14 protein-coding genes are annotated in these 16,870 nt (G+C 73.2%); 5 read left to right on the forward strand and 9 right to left on the reverse strand.

The genetic code is table 11. The annotated features are described in order from the left end of the window. The first annotated feature begins 25 nt into the window (after positions 1-25). Positions 26-478 (forward strand): VOC family protein, encoded by a 453-nt coding sequence (locus NF338_RS09595; protein WP_264030557.1) that lies wholly within the window; start codon positions 26-28, stop codon positions 476-478. A gap of 38 nt (positions 479-516) precedes the next feature. On the opposite strand, the gene NF338_RS09600 is transcribed toward NF338_RS09595, so the two are convergent. Next, positions 517-1,809: a deoxyguanosinetriphosphate triphosphohydrolase gene (locus tag NF338_RS09600; RefSeq protein WP_264030778.1), complete on the reverse strand. Its 1,293-nt coding sequence runs from the start codon at positions 1,807-1,809 to the stop codon at positions 517-519. 218 nt (positions 1,810-2,027) lie between these two features. Here NF338_RS09600 and NF338_RS09605 point away from each other — a divergent pair, with 218 nt between their 5' ends. After that, positions 2,028-2,459 carry a hypothetical protein gene (locus tag NF338_RS09605; protein ID WP_087469256.1) on the forward strand — a complete coding sequence of 144 codons (432 nt, stop codon included), beginning with the start codon at positions 2,028-2,030 and terminating at the stop codon, positions 2,457-2,459. A gap of 48 nt (positions 2,460-2,507) precedes the next feature. Here NF338_RS09605 and NF338_RS09610 read toward each other — a convergent pair whose 3' ends face one another. The 4 genes from NF338_RS09610 to NF338_RS09625 all read right to left on the reverse strand — a co-directional run bounded on the left by NF338_RS09610 (position 2,508) and on the right by NF338_RS09625 (position 8,292). Beyond that, a complete protein-coding gene (locus NF338_RS09610) occupies positions 2,508-4,367 on the reverse strand; it encodes a glycoside hydrolase family 13 protein (RefSeq protein WP_264030558.1) in 1,860 nt (619 codons plus the stop codon). 4 nt (positions 4,368-4,371) lie between these two features. Continuing rightward, a complete protein-coding gene (locus NF338_RS09615) occupies positions 4,372-5,328 on the reverse strand; it encodes a sugar ABC transporter permease (protein WP_264030559.1) in 957 nt (318 codons plus the stop codon). A gap of 1 nt (position 5,329) precedes the next feature. Continuing rightward, entirely contained in the window at positions 5,330-6,934 is a 1,605-nt protein-coding gene (locus tag NF338_RS09620) for an ABC transporter permease subunit (RefSeq protein ID WP_412846517.1), read from the reverse strand. 128 nt (positions 6,935-7,062) lie between these two features. After that, positions 7,063-8,292, reverse strand: coding sequence for a maltose ABC transporter substrate-binding protein (locus NF338_RS09625; RefSeq protein WP_264030560.1), 1,230 nt, complete (start codon positions 8,290-8,292; stop codon positions 7,063-7,065). 260 nt (positions 8,293-8,552) lie between these two features. On the opposite strand from NF338_RS09625, the gene NF338_RS09630 reads away from it, so the two are divergent. Beyond that, on the forward strand, positions 8,553-9,590 hold the full coding sequence (locus tag NF338_RS09630; protein WP_264030561.1) for a LacI family DNA-binding transcriptional regulator: 1,038 nt from the start codon (positions 8,553-8,555) through the stop codon (positions 9,588-9,590). 181 nt (positions 9,591-9,771) lie between these two features. Then, a complete protein-coding gene (locus NF338_RS09635; RefSeq protein ID WP_264030562.1) occupies positions 9,772-11,598 on the forward strand; it encodes a glycoside hydrolase family 13 protein in 1,827 nt (608 codons plus the stop codon). A gap of 48 nt (positions 11,599-11,646) precedes the next feature. Here the strand turns inward: NF338_RS09635 and NF338_RS09640 are convergent, their stop codons facing one another. The 3 genes from NF338_RS09640 to dusB form a co-directional block, all read right to left on the reverse strand. Continuing rightward, positions 11,647-13,008, reverse strand: a complete 1,362-nt coding sequence (locus NF338_RS09640; protein WP_264030563.1) for a hypothetical protein — start codon at positions 13,006-13,008, stop codon at positions 11,647-11,649. A 121-nt stretch (positions 13,009-13,129) separates the two neighbouring features. After that, entirely contained in the window at positions 13,130-13,816 is a 687-nt protein-coding gene (locus NF338_RS09645) for a hypothetical protein (RefSeq protein WP_264030564.1), read from the reverse strand. Between the two features lie 26 nt (positions 13,817-13,842). Beyond that, positions 13,843-15,075 (reverse strand): tRNA dihydrouridine synthase DusB, encoded by a 1,233-nt coding sequence (gene dusB, locus NF338_RS09650; RefSeq protein ID WP_264030565.1) that lies wholly within the window; start codon positions 15,073-15,075, stop codon positions 13,843-13,845. Positions 15,076-15,190: 115 nt separating this feature from the next. Here dusB and NF338_RS09655 point away from each other — a divergent pair, with 115 nt between their 5' ends. Further along, complete coding sequence (locus tag NF338_RS09655) at positions 15,191-15,349, forward strand: hypothetical protein (protein ID WP_157759413.1); 159 nt, start codon at positions 15,191-15,193, stop codon at positions 15,347-15,349. A gap of 122 nt (positions 15,350-15,471) precedes the next feature. On the opposite strand, the gene NF338_RS09660 is transcribed toward NF338_RS09655, so the two are convergent. Further along, a complete protein-coding gene (locus NF338_RS09660) occupies positions 15,472-16,869 on the reverse strand; it encodes a glycine--tRNA ligase (RefSeq protein ID WP_264030566.1) in 1,398 nt (465 codons plus the stop codon). Position 16,870: the final 1 nt, after the last annotated feature.

Below are 16,870 nucleotides of genomic sequence, written 5' to 3' on the forward strand. Positions count from 1 at the left end.
GGGCGACCACGACGAGGAGGACACCATGGAGATGTCGGCACTGCACCCCAACGTCACCGTGAGCGGCGCGCGCGAGGCGATCGCGTACTACGAGGCGGCGCTCGGCGCCGAGGTGATCGACACGATCACGGCGGGAGACACGATCATCCACTCCGACCTGCGGCTGGTCTCCCCCGCCGGGACGTCCACGTTCACGGTCGCGGAGGCGTTCCCGCCCGACTCCGTCGCGCCCGAGGTCGGGTCGCCGACGCACGCGTCGTTCACGATCCCGGTCGAGGACGCCGACGCCTCGTACGCGCGGGCGATCTCGGCGGGCGGGTCGAGCATCGCGGAGCCCGCGGACTGGTTCGAGGGTTTCCGGCAGGCCGCGGTCCGCGACCCGTTCGGGCACCGCTGGTTCTTCGTGACCGTCGCGGACTCCGTGACGGTCGCGGACGTGCAGCGCGCCAGCGACGCCTGGATGGCCGAGCAGGGCTGAGCCGGCCCTCCGACCCGACCGCGTCGCGCCCGTCGGCCTCAGGCCGGCGGGCGCACGAGGCGTGCGTGGAACTGCATCGCGGAGACGTCGGTCAGCGAGGCGACCTGGTCGACGACGACGCGCAGCCGGGCCGCGTCGTCGGCCGCGACCTCCCAGTCCGCCGCGAACGACGGCTCGAGCGCGACGGGCGCGCGGTCGGAGAAGACGTGCACGAGGTCGGCGATGACCTCGCGCTGGCGCTGGTAGAGCGGCTCCTGCTCGCGCGGCGCCATGACGTAGGCGACCGCGACACCCTTGAGCACGAGGATCTCCGCGACCGTCTCGTCCGGGACCACGAGCCGCGCGGCGTACCGGGTGAGCGGCCCGTCACCGTAGAGGGCGCGTGTCGCGTCCTGCGCCGCGCCGGTGAACCGGCCGATGAGCTGGCTCGTCGCGTCCTTGAGCGCGGCGAGCGCGCGGCGCGACCCGTCGAACCCGGTGACCAGGTGTCCCGTGCCCTGGAGGCGCGTGATCGCGGCGTCGAGCGCCGCCTCGTCGTACGCGGTGCCGTACCAGGAGTGGACGGCGCGCACGACGCGTGCGCGCTCGTCGGGGTCGTCGAGGACGGCGAGCTCGATGCGTCCGCCCACGATCGCGTCCTCGACGTCGTGCACCGAGTACGACACGTCGTCCGCGAGGTCCATGACCTGCGCCTCGAGGCACTTCACCTGGCTCGGTGCGCCGGCGCGCAGCCAGTCGAACACGGGTCGGTCGTCCTCGTAGACGCCGAACTTGTGCGTCGGGCGGCCGTCCGCGCGCAGCGGCGCCTCCCCCGCGCCCCAGGGGTACTTCACGCTCGCGTCGAGGCTCGCGCGCGTGAGGTTGAGCCCGTACGACCGCCCGTCCTCGTCGACGACCTTGGGGTCGAGACGCGTGAGGAGGCGCAGCGTCTGCGCGTTGCCCTCGAACCCGCCGACGTCGACCGCGAGGTCCGCGAGCGCCCGCTCCCCGTTGTGCCCGAACGGCGGGTGCCCCAGGTCGTGCGCGAGGCACGCGGTGTCGACGATGTCCGGGTCGCAGCCGAGCGCCTTGCCGATCTCGCGCCCCACCTGCGCGACCTCCAGCGTGTGCGTGAGGCGCGTGCGGACGAAGTCGTCGCTGCCCGGCCCGAGCACCTGCGTCTTGGCGCCGAGCCGCCGCAGCGCGGAGGAGTGCACGAGGCGCGCGCGGTCACGCTCGAACGGCGTGCGCGCGCGGGACTTCGCGGACTCGACGAACCACCGCTCGGTGTCGGCGTCCGAGTACGACGCCGTGCCCTCCTCGCCGCGCGCCGGGCGCGGGCCGGTCCCCACGACCGCGGGGTCGAACGCCTCCTGCTCGAACGTCTGCACGGGCCCAGCGTAACGACGCCCGTGGGGCGTGGCGGGACCCGGGTGACGGGGATGCACCTTCGGTGTGCCGGGGGCTCGTCGCGCCGAGAAGGGAGTCCTTGCCCTCGATCCGAGCCGCTCAGGGGCAAGAAGTCCCTTCTCGGCGGCGCGCTGCCGGGCTGGGGCGTAGCCTCGCGCACATGGGTGCAGCGCACGCGCTCGAGCTGCGGGCCGTCACCGTCGACGGCCTGGTCGAGGTCGTCCCGTACGTGGACGGCCGCTCGCTCGTCGACCTCGTCGGACGGCACGAGTCGGCGTCCGGGTACTCCCCCGCCGGCGCGTACGGCGGGCTGGTCCCCGCGTTCTTCCGGTACGGCGACGCCGCGCACCAGTGGTACGGGCGTGGCCGGACACCGGCGGGCGGGCACGCGTGGGTGCTCGCGTGCGACTGCCACGAGGCGGGGTGCTGGCCGTTCGAGGTGACCGTCGCCGCCGACGCGACGACGGTCACCTGGCGTGACCTCACGCAGCCGTTCCGGCCCGAGTGGGACTATTCCGCGCTCGGCACGTTCACGTTCGACCGTGCCCGGTACGACGATGCGGTGCGCCAGGTCGCGCACCTCTTCGCCTGACCCGCCGGAGCACCGGGCGACCCCCCTGCGGCCGCCCGGACACGCGGCTCAGCCCAGCCGCCACACCCCGCCGGCCGGGCCGTCGCCCGCGAGCCGGGCGCCGCCGTCGTGCCGGGCGAGCTCCAGCGTGCCGTGCAGCCGCTCCGCCTCCCCGCGGCCCACGAGCGCCGGGTGCAGCGTGACGCCGTCCCACGGCGCGCGGGTGAGCGCGACGAGCACGCGCTCCTCGGGCGTCTCGCGCAGGTAGACGAGAGCGTCGTCGTCCACGTGCACCCAGCGCAGGCCGCCGTGCCGCAGCGCCTCCGAGCCGCGTCGCACGGCGATCAGCGCGCGGTACAGGTCGAACGTCGCGGCGTCCCAGCGCCCGGAGCCTGCGCCCGTCGTGCCCGCGTCGTCCCACGGCATGGTCGCGCGCCCGTGCTCCCCGTTCAGACCGGTGAGCCCCACCTCGTCGCCCGCGAAGATCACCGGCGTGCCGGGGTAGGTGAGCAGGAGCGTCGCCGCGACCTCGACCATCTCCCGCGAGCCGACGATCGAGCGCAGGCGCGGGGTGTCGTGCGAGCCCAGCATGTTCCACTGCGACGCCGTGACGCGCCACGGCAGCACGGCGTCGAACTCGCGCATGGTCGCGACGACGTCGCGGCCGCCGCGCCGGGGCGTGCGCACCGGCAGTCCCAGATACGGCACGGGCGAGTCCGCCGGGGACAGCCACGTCCAGGCAGGGCGCGTGAACGCCGAGTAGTTCATGTTCGCGTGCCAGCCGTCGCCCGCGAGGTCGCCCGACGCGTCGTGGAAGTGCTCCGCGACGAGCGCGGCCTCGGGGTTCGCGGCTCGCATGGTCGCGCGCAGCCGCCGCGCGACCTCGAGCGTGCGGTCCTCGGCACCGAACCGGCCGGTCATGTTCGCGACGTCGATGCGCCAGCCGTCGAGGCCGAACGGCTCGCCCAGGTAGCGGCCGACCACGGAGCCCGGGCCGTCGATCATCCGCGCCCCGAGCTCGGCAGAGCCGTACGACAGCTTGGGCAGCGACGCGTGCTCGAGCCAGCCCACGTACCCGGGCTCGCCGTCGGTCCAGTAGTAGAAGTCGCGCTCCGGCGCGCCGGGGTCGGCGAGCGCCCGCGCGAACCACTCGTGCCCGGCGCCGGTGTGGTTGGTCGTGAGGTCGCCCATGACGCGCAGCCCGCGCGCGTGCGCGGCGCGGATCAGCGAGGCGTAGGCGGCGTCGCCGCCGAGCAGCGGGTCGACGTGGTCGAACGTGCTCGCGTCGTACCGGTGGTTGGAGCGGCCCGGGAAGACGGGCGTCGTGTAGAGGGTCGTCACGCCGAGCGCGACGAGGTGGTCGAGCCGCTCCTCGACGCCGGCGAGGTCGCCCCCGTAGTACTGCGTCCCGACGTCGGGCCCCGACCCGTGCGGCTCGTCGCCCCAGGCCGCAGGGACGGCCCACTCCGGCAGCGAGCGCCCGCCGGCCGCGGCCGAGCGCGCGAACCGGTCCGGGAAGACCTGGTAGACGACGCCGTCGCGCATCCACGCGGGCGCGCCCTCGTGGACCGTGAGGCGGAAGTCCGCGGCGTCGGGCACGTCGCGGTCCCACACACCGCGGCCGTTGAGCCAGCGGTACCCGGAGGCGCCCTCGTCGAGGAAGAACCGGTACCCCGTCTCGGGGTTGTGCACGAGCACCTCGGCGACGTACCAGTCCTCGTGCTCGTCCGAGCGGTCGAGCCGCGCGGGGGCGAGCCGGGGCTCGCCGTCGCGCACGGTGCGCAGCCACACGTCGCGCACGCCCGCCGTGCCAGCACGCCGTGGCACGCGCACGCGGACGGGGACCGTGTCCCCGAGGGCAGGCACGCCCTCGGGGACGTACAGCGCCGAGCCGTCGTGGTGCGGGACGGGGGTCGCGACGTCGCGCACGCGGTCAGCCCTTCACGGACCCGGCGGTGAGCCCGCCGACGATGTACTTCTGGAGGAAGAGGAACAGCACGAGGATCGGGATCGCGGCGAGCACCGCCCCGGCGGCGAACAGGCCCCACGGCGCGTTGCGCTCGTCCGACGCCCACTGGTACAGGCCGACGGCGAGCGTGAGCTTCTCGGACGACTGCAGCACCGTCTTGGCGATGATGAACTCGCCGTAGGTCCCGACGAACGAGAGCAGTCCCACGACCGCGAGGATCGGTGCGACCAGGCGCAGCACGATCGTCCAGAAGATCTGGGCGTGCGTCGCACCGTCGATGCGCGCCGCCTCGTCGATCTCGCGCGGCACGGTGTTGAAGAACCCGTACATGAGGAACGTGTTCACGCCGAGCGCGCCGCCCAGGTACACCATGATCAGCGCGAGGTGGTTGTCCGTGCCGAGCGCCGGGAACACGTCGCCGAGCGCGAGCAGCAGCAGGAAGATCGCGACGACCGCGAGCATCTGCGGGAACATCTGCACGAGCAGCAGCGTGGTGAGCGTCGCGCGGCGGCCCGAGAAGCGGAAGCGCGAGAACGCGTACGCGGCCGCGCCGCCCATGAGCACGGTCCCGACCGCCGTGACGGACGAGACGAGCAGCGAGTTGACGAACCAGCTCGGGAAGTCCGTGCCGAACAGCTCGGCGTAGTTGGCGCGGTCGACCGTGCGGAACAGGTCGTTCGAGCCCGTGAGCGTGCCGCCCGGGTTGAGCGACGCCGAGAGGACGTACAGCAGCGGGATCACGCAGTAGACGATCGCGACGACGCCCACGACGTGGCGCCAGCCGATCTCCGACCACCAGCGCCGGCCCCGCGGGCGGCTCGTGTCGCGCAGCGGCGTGGAGGGCGTGCCCGAGCCGGAGCCGGGGCGGGACGACGTGGCGCTCGCGGGCGTGCCGGGCGCCGTGACGGTCAGGTCGCTCATGTCACAGCTCCTCGAGGGTGCGGGTCCGGCGGAAGCCGAGCCACGAGATCAGTCCGACGATGACGAAGATGAGCAGCGAGACCGCGCTCGCGAGCCCGTACTGCTTGACGCCCGAGTCGAACGCCACGGAGTAGACCATCGAGATGAGGATGTCCGTCGACCCGACGAGGATCGGCGACCCCTCGAAGTTCGGCCCCCCGCCCGTGAGCATGTAGATGAGCGTGAAGTTGTTGAAGTTGAAGGCGAACGACGAGATGAGCAGCGGCGCGACCGAGATCATCAGCAGCGGCAGCACGATCGAGCGCACCGTGCGCCAGCGGCTCGCGCCGTCCATGCGGGCCGACTCCAGGACGTCCGAGGGGATCGACTGGAGCGCGCCCGTGCAGATGAGGAACATGTACGGGAAGCCGAGCCACAGGTTGACGCCGAGGACGGAGAGCTTCGCGAGCCACGGGTCGGTGAGCCACGGGATCTCGGCGCCGCCGAGCAGGACCTCGTTGACGAACCCGAACCGCTCGTTGAGCATGCCCTTCCACACGAGCGCCGCGAGGAAGCCCGGGAACGCGTACGGGAGGATGAGGAGCGCCCGGTACACCTTGCGACCGCGCACGCGGGGGTCGTTGAAGGTCATCGCGAGGAAGAGCCCGAGCACGAACGTCGACGCGACGGACACGAACGCGAAGACGAAGGTCCACACGAGGATCTGCAGGAACGGCCCGGAGACGCGGTCGTCGGTGAAGATCTTGGTGAAGTTCTCGAACCCGACGCCGACGCGCCAGCCCGGCGTGAGCGCCTCACCCTCGGCGGAGACGAAGCTCCCGCGGTCGTTGGGCGTGTAGGTCGTGCCCGTCTCGGTGTTCGTGAACGTGTCGGTGGCCTCGTCGTACTGCAGCACCGGGAGGAAGACGTAGGAGACCGAGCCGTCCTGCGTGCGCAGGCCGCCGTCCGCCGGGTCGTCGGAGACCGGCACGCGCAGCTGCGTGATCTCCCCCGACCGGGCGGCGATCTGCGCGAAGTCGAGGACCTCGTAGCCGTCGACCGCCACGACGCGGTCGCCCTCGGCCTCGCCGTCCGCCGGGGCGAGCGGGGTCTCGGCGTCGCCGACCTCGACCTCGCCGTCGCGCACGACGGCGAACGCGAGGTCGTCACCGGACGTCACCACGGTGAGGGGGTAGGCCTCCGAGCCCTCGACGCGCCGCTCGTTCTGCGCGGAGATCGCCTCGATGGCGTCGGTCTTCGTCGAGTTGTGACCGTCGCCGTAGTTCGTGAAGGCGACGTAGCCCGTGTAGACCATGACGAAGAGCTGGTACACGAGCAGGAGCAGCAGGCCCGGGTAGAGGTACTTCGCCGGCACCATGCGGCGCGAGAAGTACACCCAGTCCGCGACCGCGACCGCGGCGACGAGCACCGCGACGATGCCCCACGACCCCACGGCTGCCGCCGTCCACACCCCGTACAGGCCGAGGGCGTTGACGAGGGCCATGAGGGCGAGCTTCACCCAGAACCCCGGGCTCATCTGCCGGGCGTGCGACTCGTTCCGTGGCGCGGCGTCGACCCGGGTGCCCGTCGGGCTGGTCGGGCTCGGCGCCGTCTCCTGCTTGCTCATTGCGCTCTCTCCGGTCTCTGGCGGCCGTCGGTGGCCGTCCTGCGCGGCGTCGCGGGATCGCGTGCCCGTGACGCGTGGCACGAGGCCCCGCCCACGACGGGCGGGGCCTCGCTACGACGCTGGCTGGGTCAGCCCGCGTCGATCGCCGACTGGATGTTGTCGACCATCGTCTGCCACGCGGCAGCCGGGTCGGCGGCCTGGCCGGAGATGATCTGGACCTCGGTCGTGCCCCAGAACTGCCAGACCGAGCCCATCTCGGGGATCGACGGCATCGGCGCGGTGCCGGCGGCCTCCGCGAACTGGGTCATGATCGGGTCGGTGATCATGTCGGCCGCGGCGGTGAGGGCCGGGGCGCGCCCGCCCGCCTGGGCGAGCTCGAGCTGGACGTCCTGCGTCCCGAGGAAGTTCACGACGAACTCGTTCGCGAGGACCGCGTTCTGCGTCTTGGCGCTGATGAACGCACCCTGCACGCCGACGAACGGCATCGCGGGCTCGCCGCCCGCGCTCGGGACCGGGAGGACCGAGATGTCCATGCCGGCCTCGGTGAACTCCGTCGCGTACCAGGGACCGGTCACGATGTACGGCGACTGGCCGTCGAGGAACGCCTGCTTGGCCTTCTCGCCGTCGATCGCCGGGTCGAGCACCTTCTCGGCGCCGAGCTTGGCGAGGTAGTTCGCGAACGCGGTGCCCTGCTCGCCACCCAGGCCGAGCTCGGTGCTGTAGGAGCCGTCCTCGTTCTGGACGAAGACCGGGGCGCCGAACGACGTCTGCAGCGGGTACAGGTGGTACGCGTCGCCCTCGTCGCCCTGCTGGATGATGATCGGGTACTGCGCGCCGGTCGTCGCGTTCTGCGCGACGAGCTCGTCGAACGTCGCGGGCGTCTCGCTCGCGAGCTGGTTGTTGCGGACCAGCGCGATGTTCTCGACCGCGTACGGCACGCCGTAGACGGCGCCGTCGTACGTGAACGCCGAGACGGAGACGTCGGAGAACTCGGCGGCCTTGTCGCCGAGCTCGACGGGCTGGACGACGCCGTTCGTCACGAACTCGCCGGTCCAGTCGTGCGCGCCGATGACGACGTCGGGGCCCTTGCCCGTCGGCACCTGCTGGACGAACTCCTCGCGGATGTCGCCCGAGGCCTTCTGGACGAGCTTGACGTCGACGCCCTTCTCCTCCTTGAACTGGGCGGCCAGCTCCTTGAAGACGTCGATGCGGGTCTCGTCGACCCACACGGTGAGAGAGCCGGTCGACGAGGTCTCCTCCGGCTCCGTGGTGCTGTCGTCGCCGCTGTCGCCGGACGAGCAGGCGGCGAGCGCCAGCGTCGTGGTCAGCGCGGCGGCAAGAAGGATGCTCCGTCGCATCGGGTCACTCCAAGCGTGTGGTGAGGGTGGTGGTCCGACCGACCGAGGGGTCGTGCCGGGCCCTGATGCGACGACGGTAGAGCGCGAGGTGGCACAGATGCAAGTCGTTGCGGTAACTTTCATGCAACGCTTTGCAGGGCGCCGTCCGGCGCCCACCCGCCTCCCCGGCCGACGAGTTCGCGCGCCTCCGCACGGAGATTCGCGACTCACCGACCGGACGACCAGGACGAGGAGGTCCGGTGTCCCCTACGCTTCCCCATGTGCGCACCCGTCTCAGCGATCTCGCCGCCCAGGCCGGCGTCTCCACCGCGACGGTCTCGCGCGTCCTGAACGGGAAGCCCGGCGTCGCGAGCGAGACCCGCCAGGCGGTCCTCGCCGCTCTCGACGTGCTGGGCTACGAGCGCCCCTCGACGCTGCGCACCCGCTCGGCCGGCCTCGTCGGCCTCGTCGTCCCGGAGCTGACGAACCCCGTCTTCCCGGCGTTCGCCCAGACGATCGAGTCGGTGCTGTCGGAGCACGGGTACACCCCGCTGCTGTGCACGCAGTCGCCCGGCGGCACGACCGAGGACGACTACGTCGACATGCTCATGGACCACGCGGTCGACGGCATCGTGTTCGTCTCCGGCCTGCACGCCGACACCCAGGCGAGTCACGAGCGCTACGAACGACTGCGCAGCCGCGGCATCCCGATCGTGCTGGTCAACGGGTTCGCCGAGGGCATCGACGCGCCGTTCGTCTCGCCCGACGACGTCGCGAGCGTCGAGCTGTCGGTGCGCCACCTCGTCTCGCTCGGGCACCGCAGCGTCGGGCTCGCCATCGGGCCCGACCGGTTCGTCCCCGCCCGGCGCAAGCTCGCGAGCTTCGCCGACTCGCTCGTGCGCCACGGCCTCGTGACCGACGTGTCCGAGGCGGCGCAGCACGTCGTCGTCACGCTGTACACCGTCGAGGGCGGGCAGGCTGCGGGCGGCGAGCTCATCGACTCCGGCCACACCGCGATCGTCTGCGGCTCCGACCTCATGGCGCTCGGCGCGATCCGCGCAGCCCGCTCGCGCGGCCTGCGGGTGCCCCAGGACGTCTCGGTCGTGGGCTACGACGACTCGCCGCTCATCGCCTTCACCGACCCGCCGCTCACCACGGTGCGCCAGCCCGTGAACGCGATGGCGCACGCCGCCGTCAGCGCGCTGCTCACCGAGATCGAGGGCGAGCGCGCCCCGCGCACCGAGCTGCTCTTCCAGCCGGAGCTCATCGTCCGCGACTCCACGGGCGCCGCTCCCGCGACGGGTTCGCCCACCGCCTGACGGCAGCACGACGCACGCCACGGCGTCGACGACCCACCCGCCGGCCCGCCGGACCGGGCGCCGTCGTCCCGCCACCGCAAGCGCTTACACTCGATGGAGGGTCGGCGTCACCCCCGCTCCGCCTGCGAGTGAATCCCCCCTGAAGAACCCCGACACCCCGCACGTGAGGACCGACAGCTCGATGACTCGTATCGATTCGACGCCGACCGCCAGCACCATCGCGACGGCCACCGCGCCCGCGCCCTTCAGCACCGGGGCGCTCGTGCACACCGGCCCGGGCGAGGCGCCCGAGTGGTGGCGCGACGCCGTGATCTACCAGGTCTACCCGCGCTCCTTCGCGGACGGCGACGGCGACGGCGTCGGCGACCTGCCCGGCATCACCTCGAAGCTCGACCACCTCGCCGAGCTCGGGGTCGACGCGGTGTGGCTGAGCCCGTTCTACCGATCCCCGCAGAAGGACGCCGGCTACGACGTCGCCGACTACCGCGACGTCGACCCGCTGTTCGGCACGCTCTCCGACTTCGACGAGCTGCTCGCGCAGGCCCACGCCCGTGGGATCCGCATCGTCGTCGACCTCGTCCCGAACCACACGTCCGACCAGCACGCGTGGTTCCAGGCCGCGCTGGCCGCGCCCGAGGGCTCGGTCGAGCGCGCCCGCTACGTGTTCCGCGAGGGCGAGGGGGAGCACGGCGAGCTGCCCCCGAACAACTGGCAGTCGATCTTCGGCGGCCCCGCGTGGACCCGCGTGACCGCGGGCGCGGGCGCCCGTCCCGTCACCGGCGCCGACGACGAGGCGCCCGGCCAGTGGTACCTGCACCTGTTCGACTCCACGCAGCCCGACCTCGCGTGGGACAACCCGGAGGTCCGCGAGGAGTTCGAGCAGGTCCTGCGCTTCTGGCTCGACAAGGGCGTGGACGGGTTCCGCGTCGACGTCGCGCACGGCATGATCAAGGCCGACGGCCTGCCCGACTGGGACGGCACCGTCTCGATGGTCGAGGGCACCGAGGCCGACCCCGGGGCCCCCGAGGACGGGTCGACGGGCGCCGGCAACTCCGGCCCGATGTTCGACCAGGACGGCGTGCACGAGATCTACCGCGCCTGGCACCGCGTCCTCGCCGAGTACGACGGCGACCGAGCCCTCGTCGCCGAGGCGTGGGTCGAGCCGCTCTCGCGCCTCGCGCGCTACGTCCGCCCGGACGAGATGCACCAGGCGTTCAACTTCTCCTTCCTCACCACCGCGTGGTCCGCCGCGCCGCTGCGCACCGTGATCGCCGCGTCGCTGCGCGCGAACGACGAGGTCGGCGCCCCCACGACGTGGGTCCTGTCGAACCACGACGTCGTGCGCCACGCGTCGCGCCTCGGACTCGCCGACCCCGGCCTGCGCCCGAACGGGATCTTCGCGCACGACGCGCAGCCCGACGAGGAGCTCGGCCTGCGCCGCGCGCGCGCCGCGTCGCTGCTCATGCTCGGCCTGCCCGGGTCGTCGTACCTCTACCAGGGCGAGGAGCTCGGCCTGCCCGAGCACACCGCGCTGCCCGACGACGTGCGCGAGGACCCTGCGTTCTTCCGCACCCAGGGCGCCGAGGCGGGCCGCGACGGCTGCCGCATCCCGATCCCCTGGCACGCGGACGCCGACGGGTTCGGATTCGGTCCGTCCGGGAAGACGTGGCTCCCCCAGCCCGCGTCCTACGCGCGCTACGCCGCCGACGCGCAGCGCGGCGTCGAGGGCTCCACTTACGAGACCTACCGCACCGCGCTCGCGACGCGCCGCGCCGAGCGCCTCGGCTCCGGCACGCTCGCGTGGGTGGAGGACTTCGCCGGCTCCGCGGACGTCGTCGCGCTCCGCAACCGTGACGTCGTCGTCCTCGCCAACCTCGGCACGGAGCCCGTCGTGCTGCCGCGCGGCACGGAGGTCCTCGTCGCGTCGGGCCCGGTCCTCTCGGACCGCTCGGCCGACCCGCAGGTCCGCGTCCCGTCCGACACGACGGTCTGGCTGCGCGCGGTCTGACAGGCGTCGCCACGACGGCCGGGCCCCGCGGGAGCGGGCGCCCGGCCGTCAGTCCGTCCGGCGCACGACCACGTCGACGGCCCTCGCGCCGGTCACGGACCCGCCCAGGAAGCCCCGCTCCCGCAGCCGCTCCTCCGCGGCGAGGAGCGCGAGGTCCTGGCTGGCCGCGACGGAGGCGCCATAGCCCTGGTGCGCATGGTTGGCCGCGACGTCCCACCAGTCGCCCGGGCTCGGGAGCGTGACGGTGACGTGCTGCGGGGTACGGTCGACGACGCCCGGCAGGCCAGGCAGGACCGGGACGTCCGGCCGGCCGGGGCTCGGGACGTACAGCGCACCCTCCAGGTCGAGCCGGGGCACCAGGTCGTTCGCGTGCTGGAGCGCGAGCACCGAGACACGGGGGTCGACGACGACGCCGTCGACGGGCGCCCCGAACGTCACCACGTCCGTCACGGAGAAGCGCGACACGATCGCCGGGTCGCTCGCGAGCTCGGCGACCGTCAGACCGCCCTGGGAGTGCCCGACGAGCAGGACCTCCGCACCGGGCGGGACGCCCGCGACGCGCATCGCCAGCTCGACCGCCGCCGTCATGGTCGAGGTCCCGCCGCCGGCCGAGACGAGGTTGCCCGTGAGGTCGACCGGGTTCGCCCCGGCGCGCGGGTCCCACGGCTGCGTCCCCGGGACGCTCACGATCACGCGGGGCCCGGACGGGGTGTCGAGAGTCGTCAGGCGTACGACGCCGTCCCCGGCACCGTACGCGTCCGTCACGCCGCCGATCAGATCCTCCACCCCTGCGGGCACCCTGACCTCGCCGCGCGGCACGACGACCGGGTCGCCCACGGACGGGTCGCCGTCGTCGAAGAGGTCGGTGGCCTGCCCGGTCAGCGTGGTGGCGAGCGCGCCGCCGAGCGCGCCCCAGAGCCTGAGCTGCGAGGCGACCACCGCCGAGGTCCGCGGCCAGCTCCCCTCGAGCACCGAGCCGCCCGTCGCGTCCCAGAGCTGGTCGACGGACTCGCCGACGTTGAGCCAGTCGTCGACCGCCGCGTCCCACCACCCGGCGGCGCCGGGCGGTGCCGCGCGCGGCTCGCGGTGCTCCGCGGGGTCGGCACGACCCATCGCTCGAGGAGCGTCTTCGGGGCCCCCACCGGGCGCCGACGCGGCCTCCTGCGCGTCCGCGTCCCCCCGGACGCCGCGCGAGGCGTCCCGCAGCGTCGCAGCGGCCCGCCCGAGCGACGGCGCGAGCTCACCGCTCCACCGCGAACGGAACGCGTCCATGTCCGGCCCGAGACCGAAGGCCCCCGCCAGACGGGCGTCGAGCTGCGTCCTCGCGTCCTCCAGGAGCCTCGCGCCATCGTCGAGCGCGGCGGCCAGACGGCGCACGGCCGTGACGTCCATCCCCCACGTCGTGCTCATCGGCCTCCTCCGGGGAGCGGCGCCGCGGCCGAGCGAGCTCTCGCCGCGCCGATGTGACGTCGGCCACACCGCTCGGGACGCTAGCAGCGCCCCGGCGGCAGAGACATGGGGAGGACTCCCCTCAGGCCAGCGCGACCCCCGAGGCGAACGCGGCCCGCACGACCTCCGCGGCGAACGCCGCGTCGTCGCCGTAGTCCGGGGAGCACACCACGACGCCCGGGCCGACGACCCGCCACCAGGGTCCCGCCACGGCGACGACGAGCACGGCGCCGCGCACCGCCCCGATCCCGACGCCGTGCGCGCGGGCCACGTCCGCGGCGAGCACGGCCAGCCCACGATGGTCGTCCGGCGTCACCCGTCGAGGCAGCGCCCCCGCGGGGGCCGCCTCGCGCCGCGAGAGGTCGCGGCGCGCGTCGGGGAAGAGGTGCACGACGGCGTCGCGCAGCGCGGGCAGGTCTCCCAGCGCCGCGAAGCCGGGCGCGGCGCCGATCGCCTCGTGCACGACGCCGCGCTCACGCACCCACGCGAGGAACGGACCCTCACCCGCGGGCGCCTCCACGAGGTGGCCCTCGCCGGCGAACGCGACGGCGGCACGCCACCACACGGCCCAGCGGCCGGCGGCCGCCGCGCGCTCGTCGTCTGCCAGCAGACCCGACCGGTCCGGCGGCCGCGGGACCGCACGGGGAGGGACGTCGTCGCCCGGGGCGACGAGCCCGAGCGCGTCACGGAACCAGAGCAGGAGGTCGAGGTCGTGACCGTCCGTCACGGACAGGCGCCACGACGGCTCCCCCGCCCGCTGCATCGCCACGCCCCCGCTCGCCCGCCGGACCGCCGTCAGCCGCCGGAGACGCTCAGCTCGGCCTCGCGCAGGCGCTCCTCGTGCTCGGCGTCGAGCTCGCGCGAGTCGAGCCAGCCGTAGGGCAGGTGCGGCGTCTTGGGCGACCCGGCGCGACCGCGCTGGCCCTCGGCGGCCTCGCCGGGGTAGGGCGCGTCCTGGTCGAGCGCGTCGAGGTGCCCGCGCAGCTCGTCGAGCGTCGAGACCATCGCGAGCGCGCGGCGCGCGTCGCCGCCGACCGCGTAGCCCTTGAGGTACCAGGCCATGTGCTTGCGCAGGTCGCGCATGCCCTTGCCCTCGTCGCCGTCGAAGTACTCGATCATGAGCTCGCCGTGGCGGTAGATCGTGTCGGCCACCTCGCGCAGCCCCGGCTGCACGCGTTCGGGGCGGCCCGCGAACGCGGCCGCAAGGTCGGCGAACAGCCACGGCCGACCCTGGCAGCCACGGCCGACGACGACGCCGTCGCAGCCCGTCTCCTGCACCATGCGGACGGCGTCCTCGGCGGACCAGATGTCGCCGTTGCCGAGCACCGGGACGCTGGTCACCGCCTCCTTGAGGCGGGCGATCGCGGTCCAGTCCGCGGTGCCGGAGTAGTGCTCGGCGGCCGTGCGCGCGTGCAGCGCGACCGCGGCGACGCCCAGGCCCTCGGCGATCCGGCCCGCCTCGAGGTAGGTGAGGTGGTCGTCGTCGATGCCCTTGCGCATCTTCACGGTCACCGGCACGCCGTAGGGGCGCGCCGCCTCGACGGCGCCCCGCACGATCGCGGTGAAGAGGTCCCGCTTCCAGGGCAGGGCTGCTCCCCCGCCCTTGCGCGTCACCTTGGGCACGGGGCAGCCGAAGTTGAGGTCGACGTGGTCGGCGCGATCCTCGGCGACGATGATGCGCACCGCCTCGCGCACGGTCGCCGGGTCGACGCCGTACACCTGCGCGGACCGTGGCGTCTCGTCCGCGCCGAACGTCACGATGCGCAGCGCCTCGGTGTTCCGCTCCACGAGCGCGCGGCTCGTCACCATCTCCGCCACGTAGAGCCCGGGGTCGTCGCCGCCGCTCGCGCCGGCCTCACGGCACAGCGTGCGGAAGGCGCGGTTCGTCACGCCCGCCATCGGCGCGAGCACGACCGGGGTGTCGACGACGATCGGACCGATCTGCAGCGGCGCGAGCAGCCGACCCGTGCCGGGGTCGGCGGCGGTCGTCGTGCTGAGGACGGTGGCGGGAGCAGTCACGCGCTCCATTGTCCCATCCGGCCGGAGCCCCGCGGCGAACGCCTCTGAGCGAGCGAGTGGACGCGACCCGTGTGACGGTGGGAAGGTCCGGCAATCCAGGCCGGACACGGACGAAAGGGACGACATGCCTCTCTGGCTCATCCTGGTCATCGTCGGCGCCGTGCTGCTCATCCTCGGTGTCGCCATCGAAGCCGCGAAGATCCTCATCTGGATCGGCATCATCGTGCTGGTCGTGAGCCTCGTGGTCGGCCTGCTCAACCGGGCGAAGGGGGCGGCCCGCTAGCGCGAGGCCGCAGGGGGCGACGCGTCCCGAACGACGCGACGGAGGGGCGGGACCGCGAACGGTCCCGCCCCTCCTGCGTGCCGGTCGCGCGAGGACTCCCCCGCACGCGACCGGACGGACGGTCAGGCGCCGAGCAGGTGCCCGGCGAGGTACTCGGTGACCTTGTCGAGCGCCACGCGCTCCTGGGCCATCGAGTCGCGGTGCCGGATCGTCACGGCCTGGTCGTCGAGCGTGTCGAAGTCGACCGTGATGCAGAACGGCGTGCCGATCTCGTCCTGGCGGCGGTACCGACGGCCGATGGCGCCGGCGTCGTCGAAGTCGACGTTCCAGTACTTGCGGAGCTCGGTCGCGAGGTCCTTCGCCTTGGGCGAGAGCTGTTCGTTGCGGCTCAGCGGCAGGACGGCGGCCTTGACCGGCGCGAGGCGGTGGTCGAGCCGCAGGACGGTGCGCGTGTCCACGCCGCCCTTCGCGTTGGGCGCCTCGTCCTCGGTGTACGCCTCGACGAGGAACGCCATGAGCGAGCGGGTGAGGCCCGCGGCCGGCTCGATGACGTAGGGGACCCAGCGCTCGTTCTTCGTCTGGTCGAAGTACGACAGGTCCTTGCCCGAGTGCTCCGCGTGCGTCTTGAGGTCGAAGTCGGTGCGGTTCGCGATGCCCTCGAGCTCGCCCCACTCCGAGCCGGAGAAACCGAAGCGGTACTCGATGTCGACCGTGCGGGTCGAGTAGTGCGACAGCTTCTCCTGCGGGTGCTCGTACAGGCGCAGGTTGTCGCGCGCGATGCCGAGGTCCACGTACCAGTCGGTGCGCGTGTCGATCCAGTACTGGTGCCACTCGGCGTCGGTGCCCGGCTCGACGAAGAACTCCATCTCCATCTGCTCGAACTCGCGCGTGCGGAAGATGAAGTTGCCGGGCGTGATCTCGTTGCGGAACGACTTGCCGATCTGGCCGATGCCGAACGGCGGCTTCTTGCGGCTCGCGCCCATGACGTTGGCGAAGTTCACGAAGATGCCCTGCGCCGTCTCGGGACGCAGGTAGTGCAGCCCCGACTCGTCCTCGACAGGGCCGAGGTGGGTCTTGAGCATCATGTTGAAGTCGCGCGGCTCGGTCCACTGCCCGCGCGTGCCGCAGTTGGGGCACACGATCTCGGCGAGGCCGCCCTCGGGCGCGCGGCCCTTCTTCTCCTCGAACTCCTCGATCATCTGGTCCTCGCGGAACCGCTTGTGGCAGTGCAGGCACTCCGTGAGCGGGTCGGTGAAGACGCCGACGTGGCCCGAGGCGACCCAGACCTGGCGCGGGAGGATGACGGAGGAGTCGAGGCCCACGACGTCGTCGCGGCTGGTGACCATCGCACGCCACCACTGCTTCTTGATGTTCTCCTTGAGCTCGGTGCCGAGCGGCCCGTAGTCCCACGCGGAGCGGGTACCGCCGTAGATCTCGCCCGAGGGGAAGACGAACCCGCGCCGCTTGGCGAGGGAGACGACGGCGTCGAGACGGGCGGTGGGTGAGGGCGCTGCGGCCACG

It is taken from the genome of Cellulosimicrobium sp. SH8 (genome assembly GCF_025818875.1).
In the GTDB taxonomy this organism is placed as follows: domain Bacteria; phylum Actinomycetota; class Actinomycetes; order Actinomycetales; family Cellulomonadaceae; genus Cellulosimicrobium; species Cellulosimicrobium cellulans_D.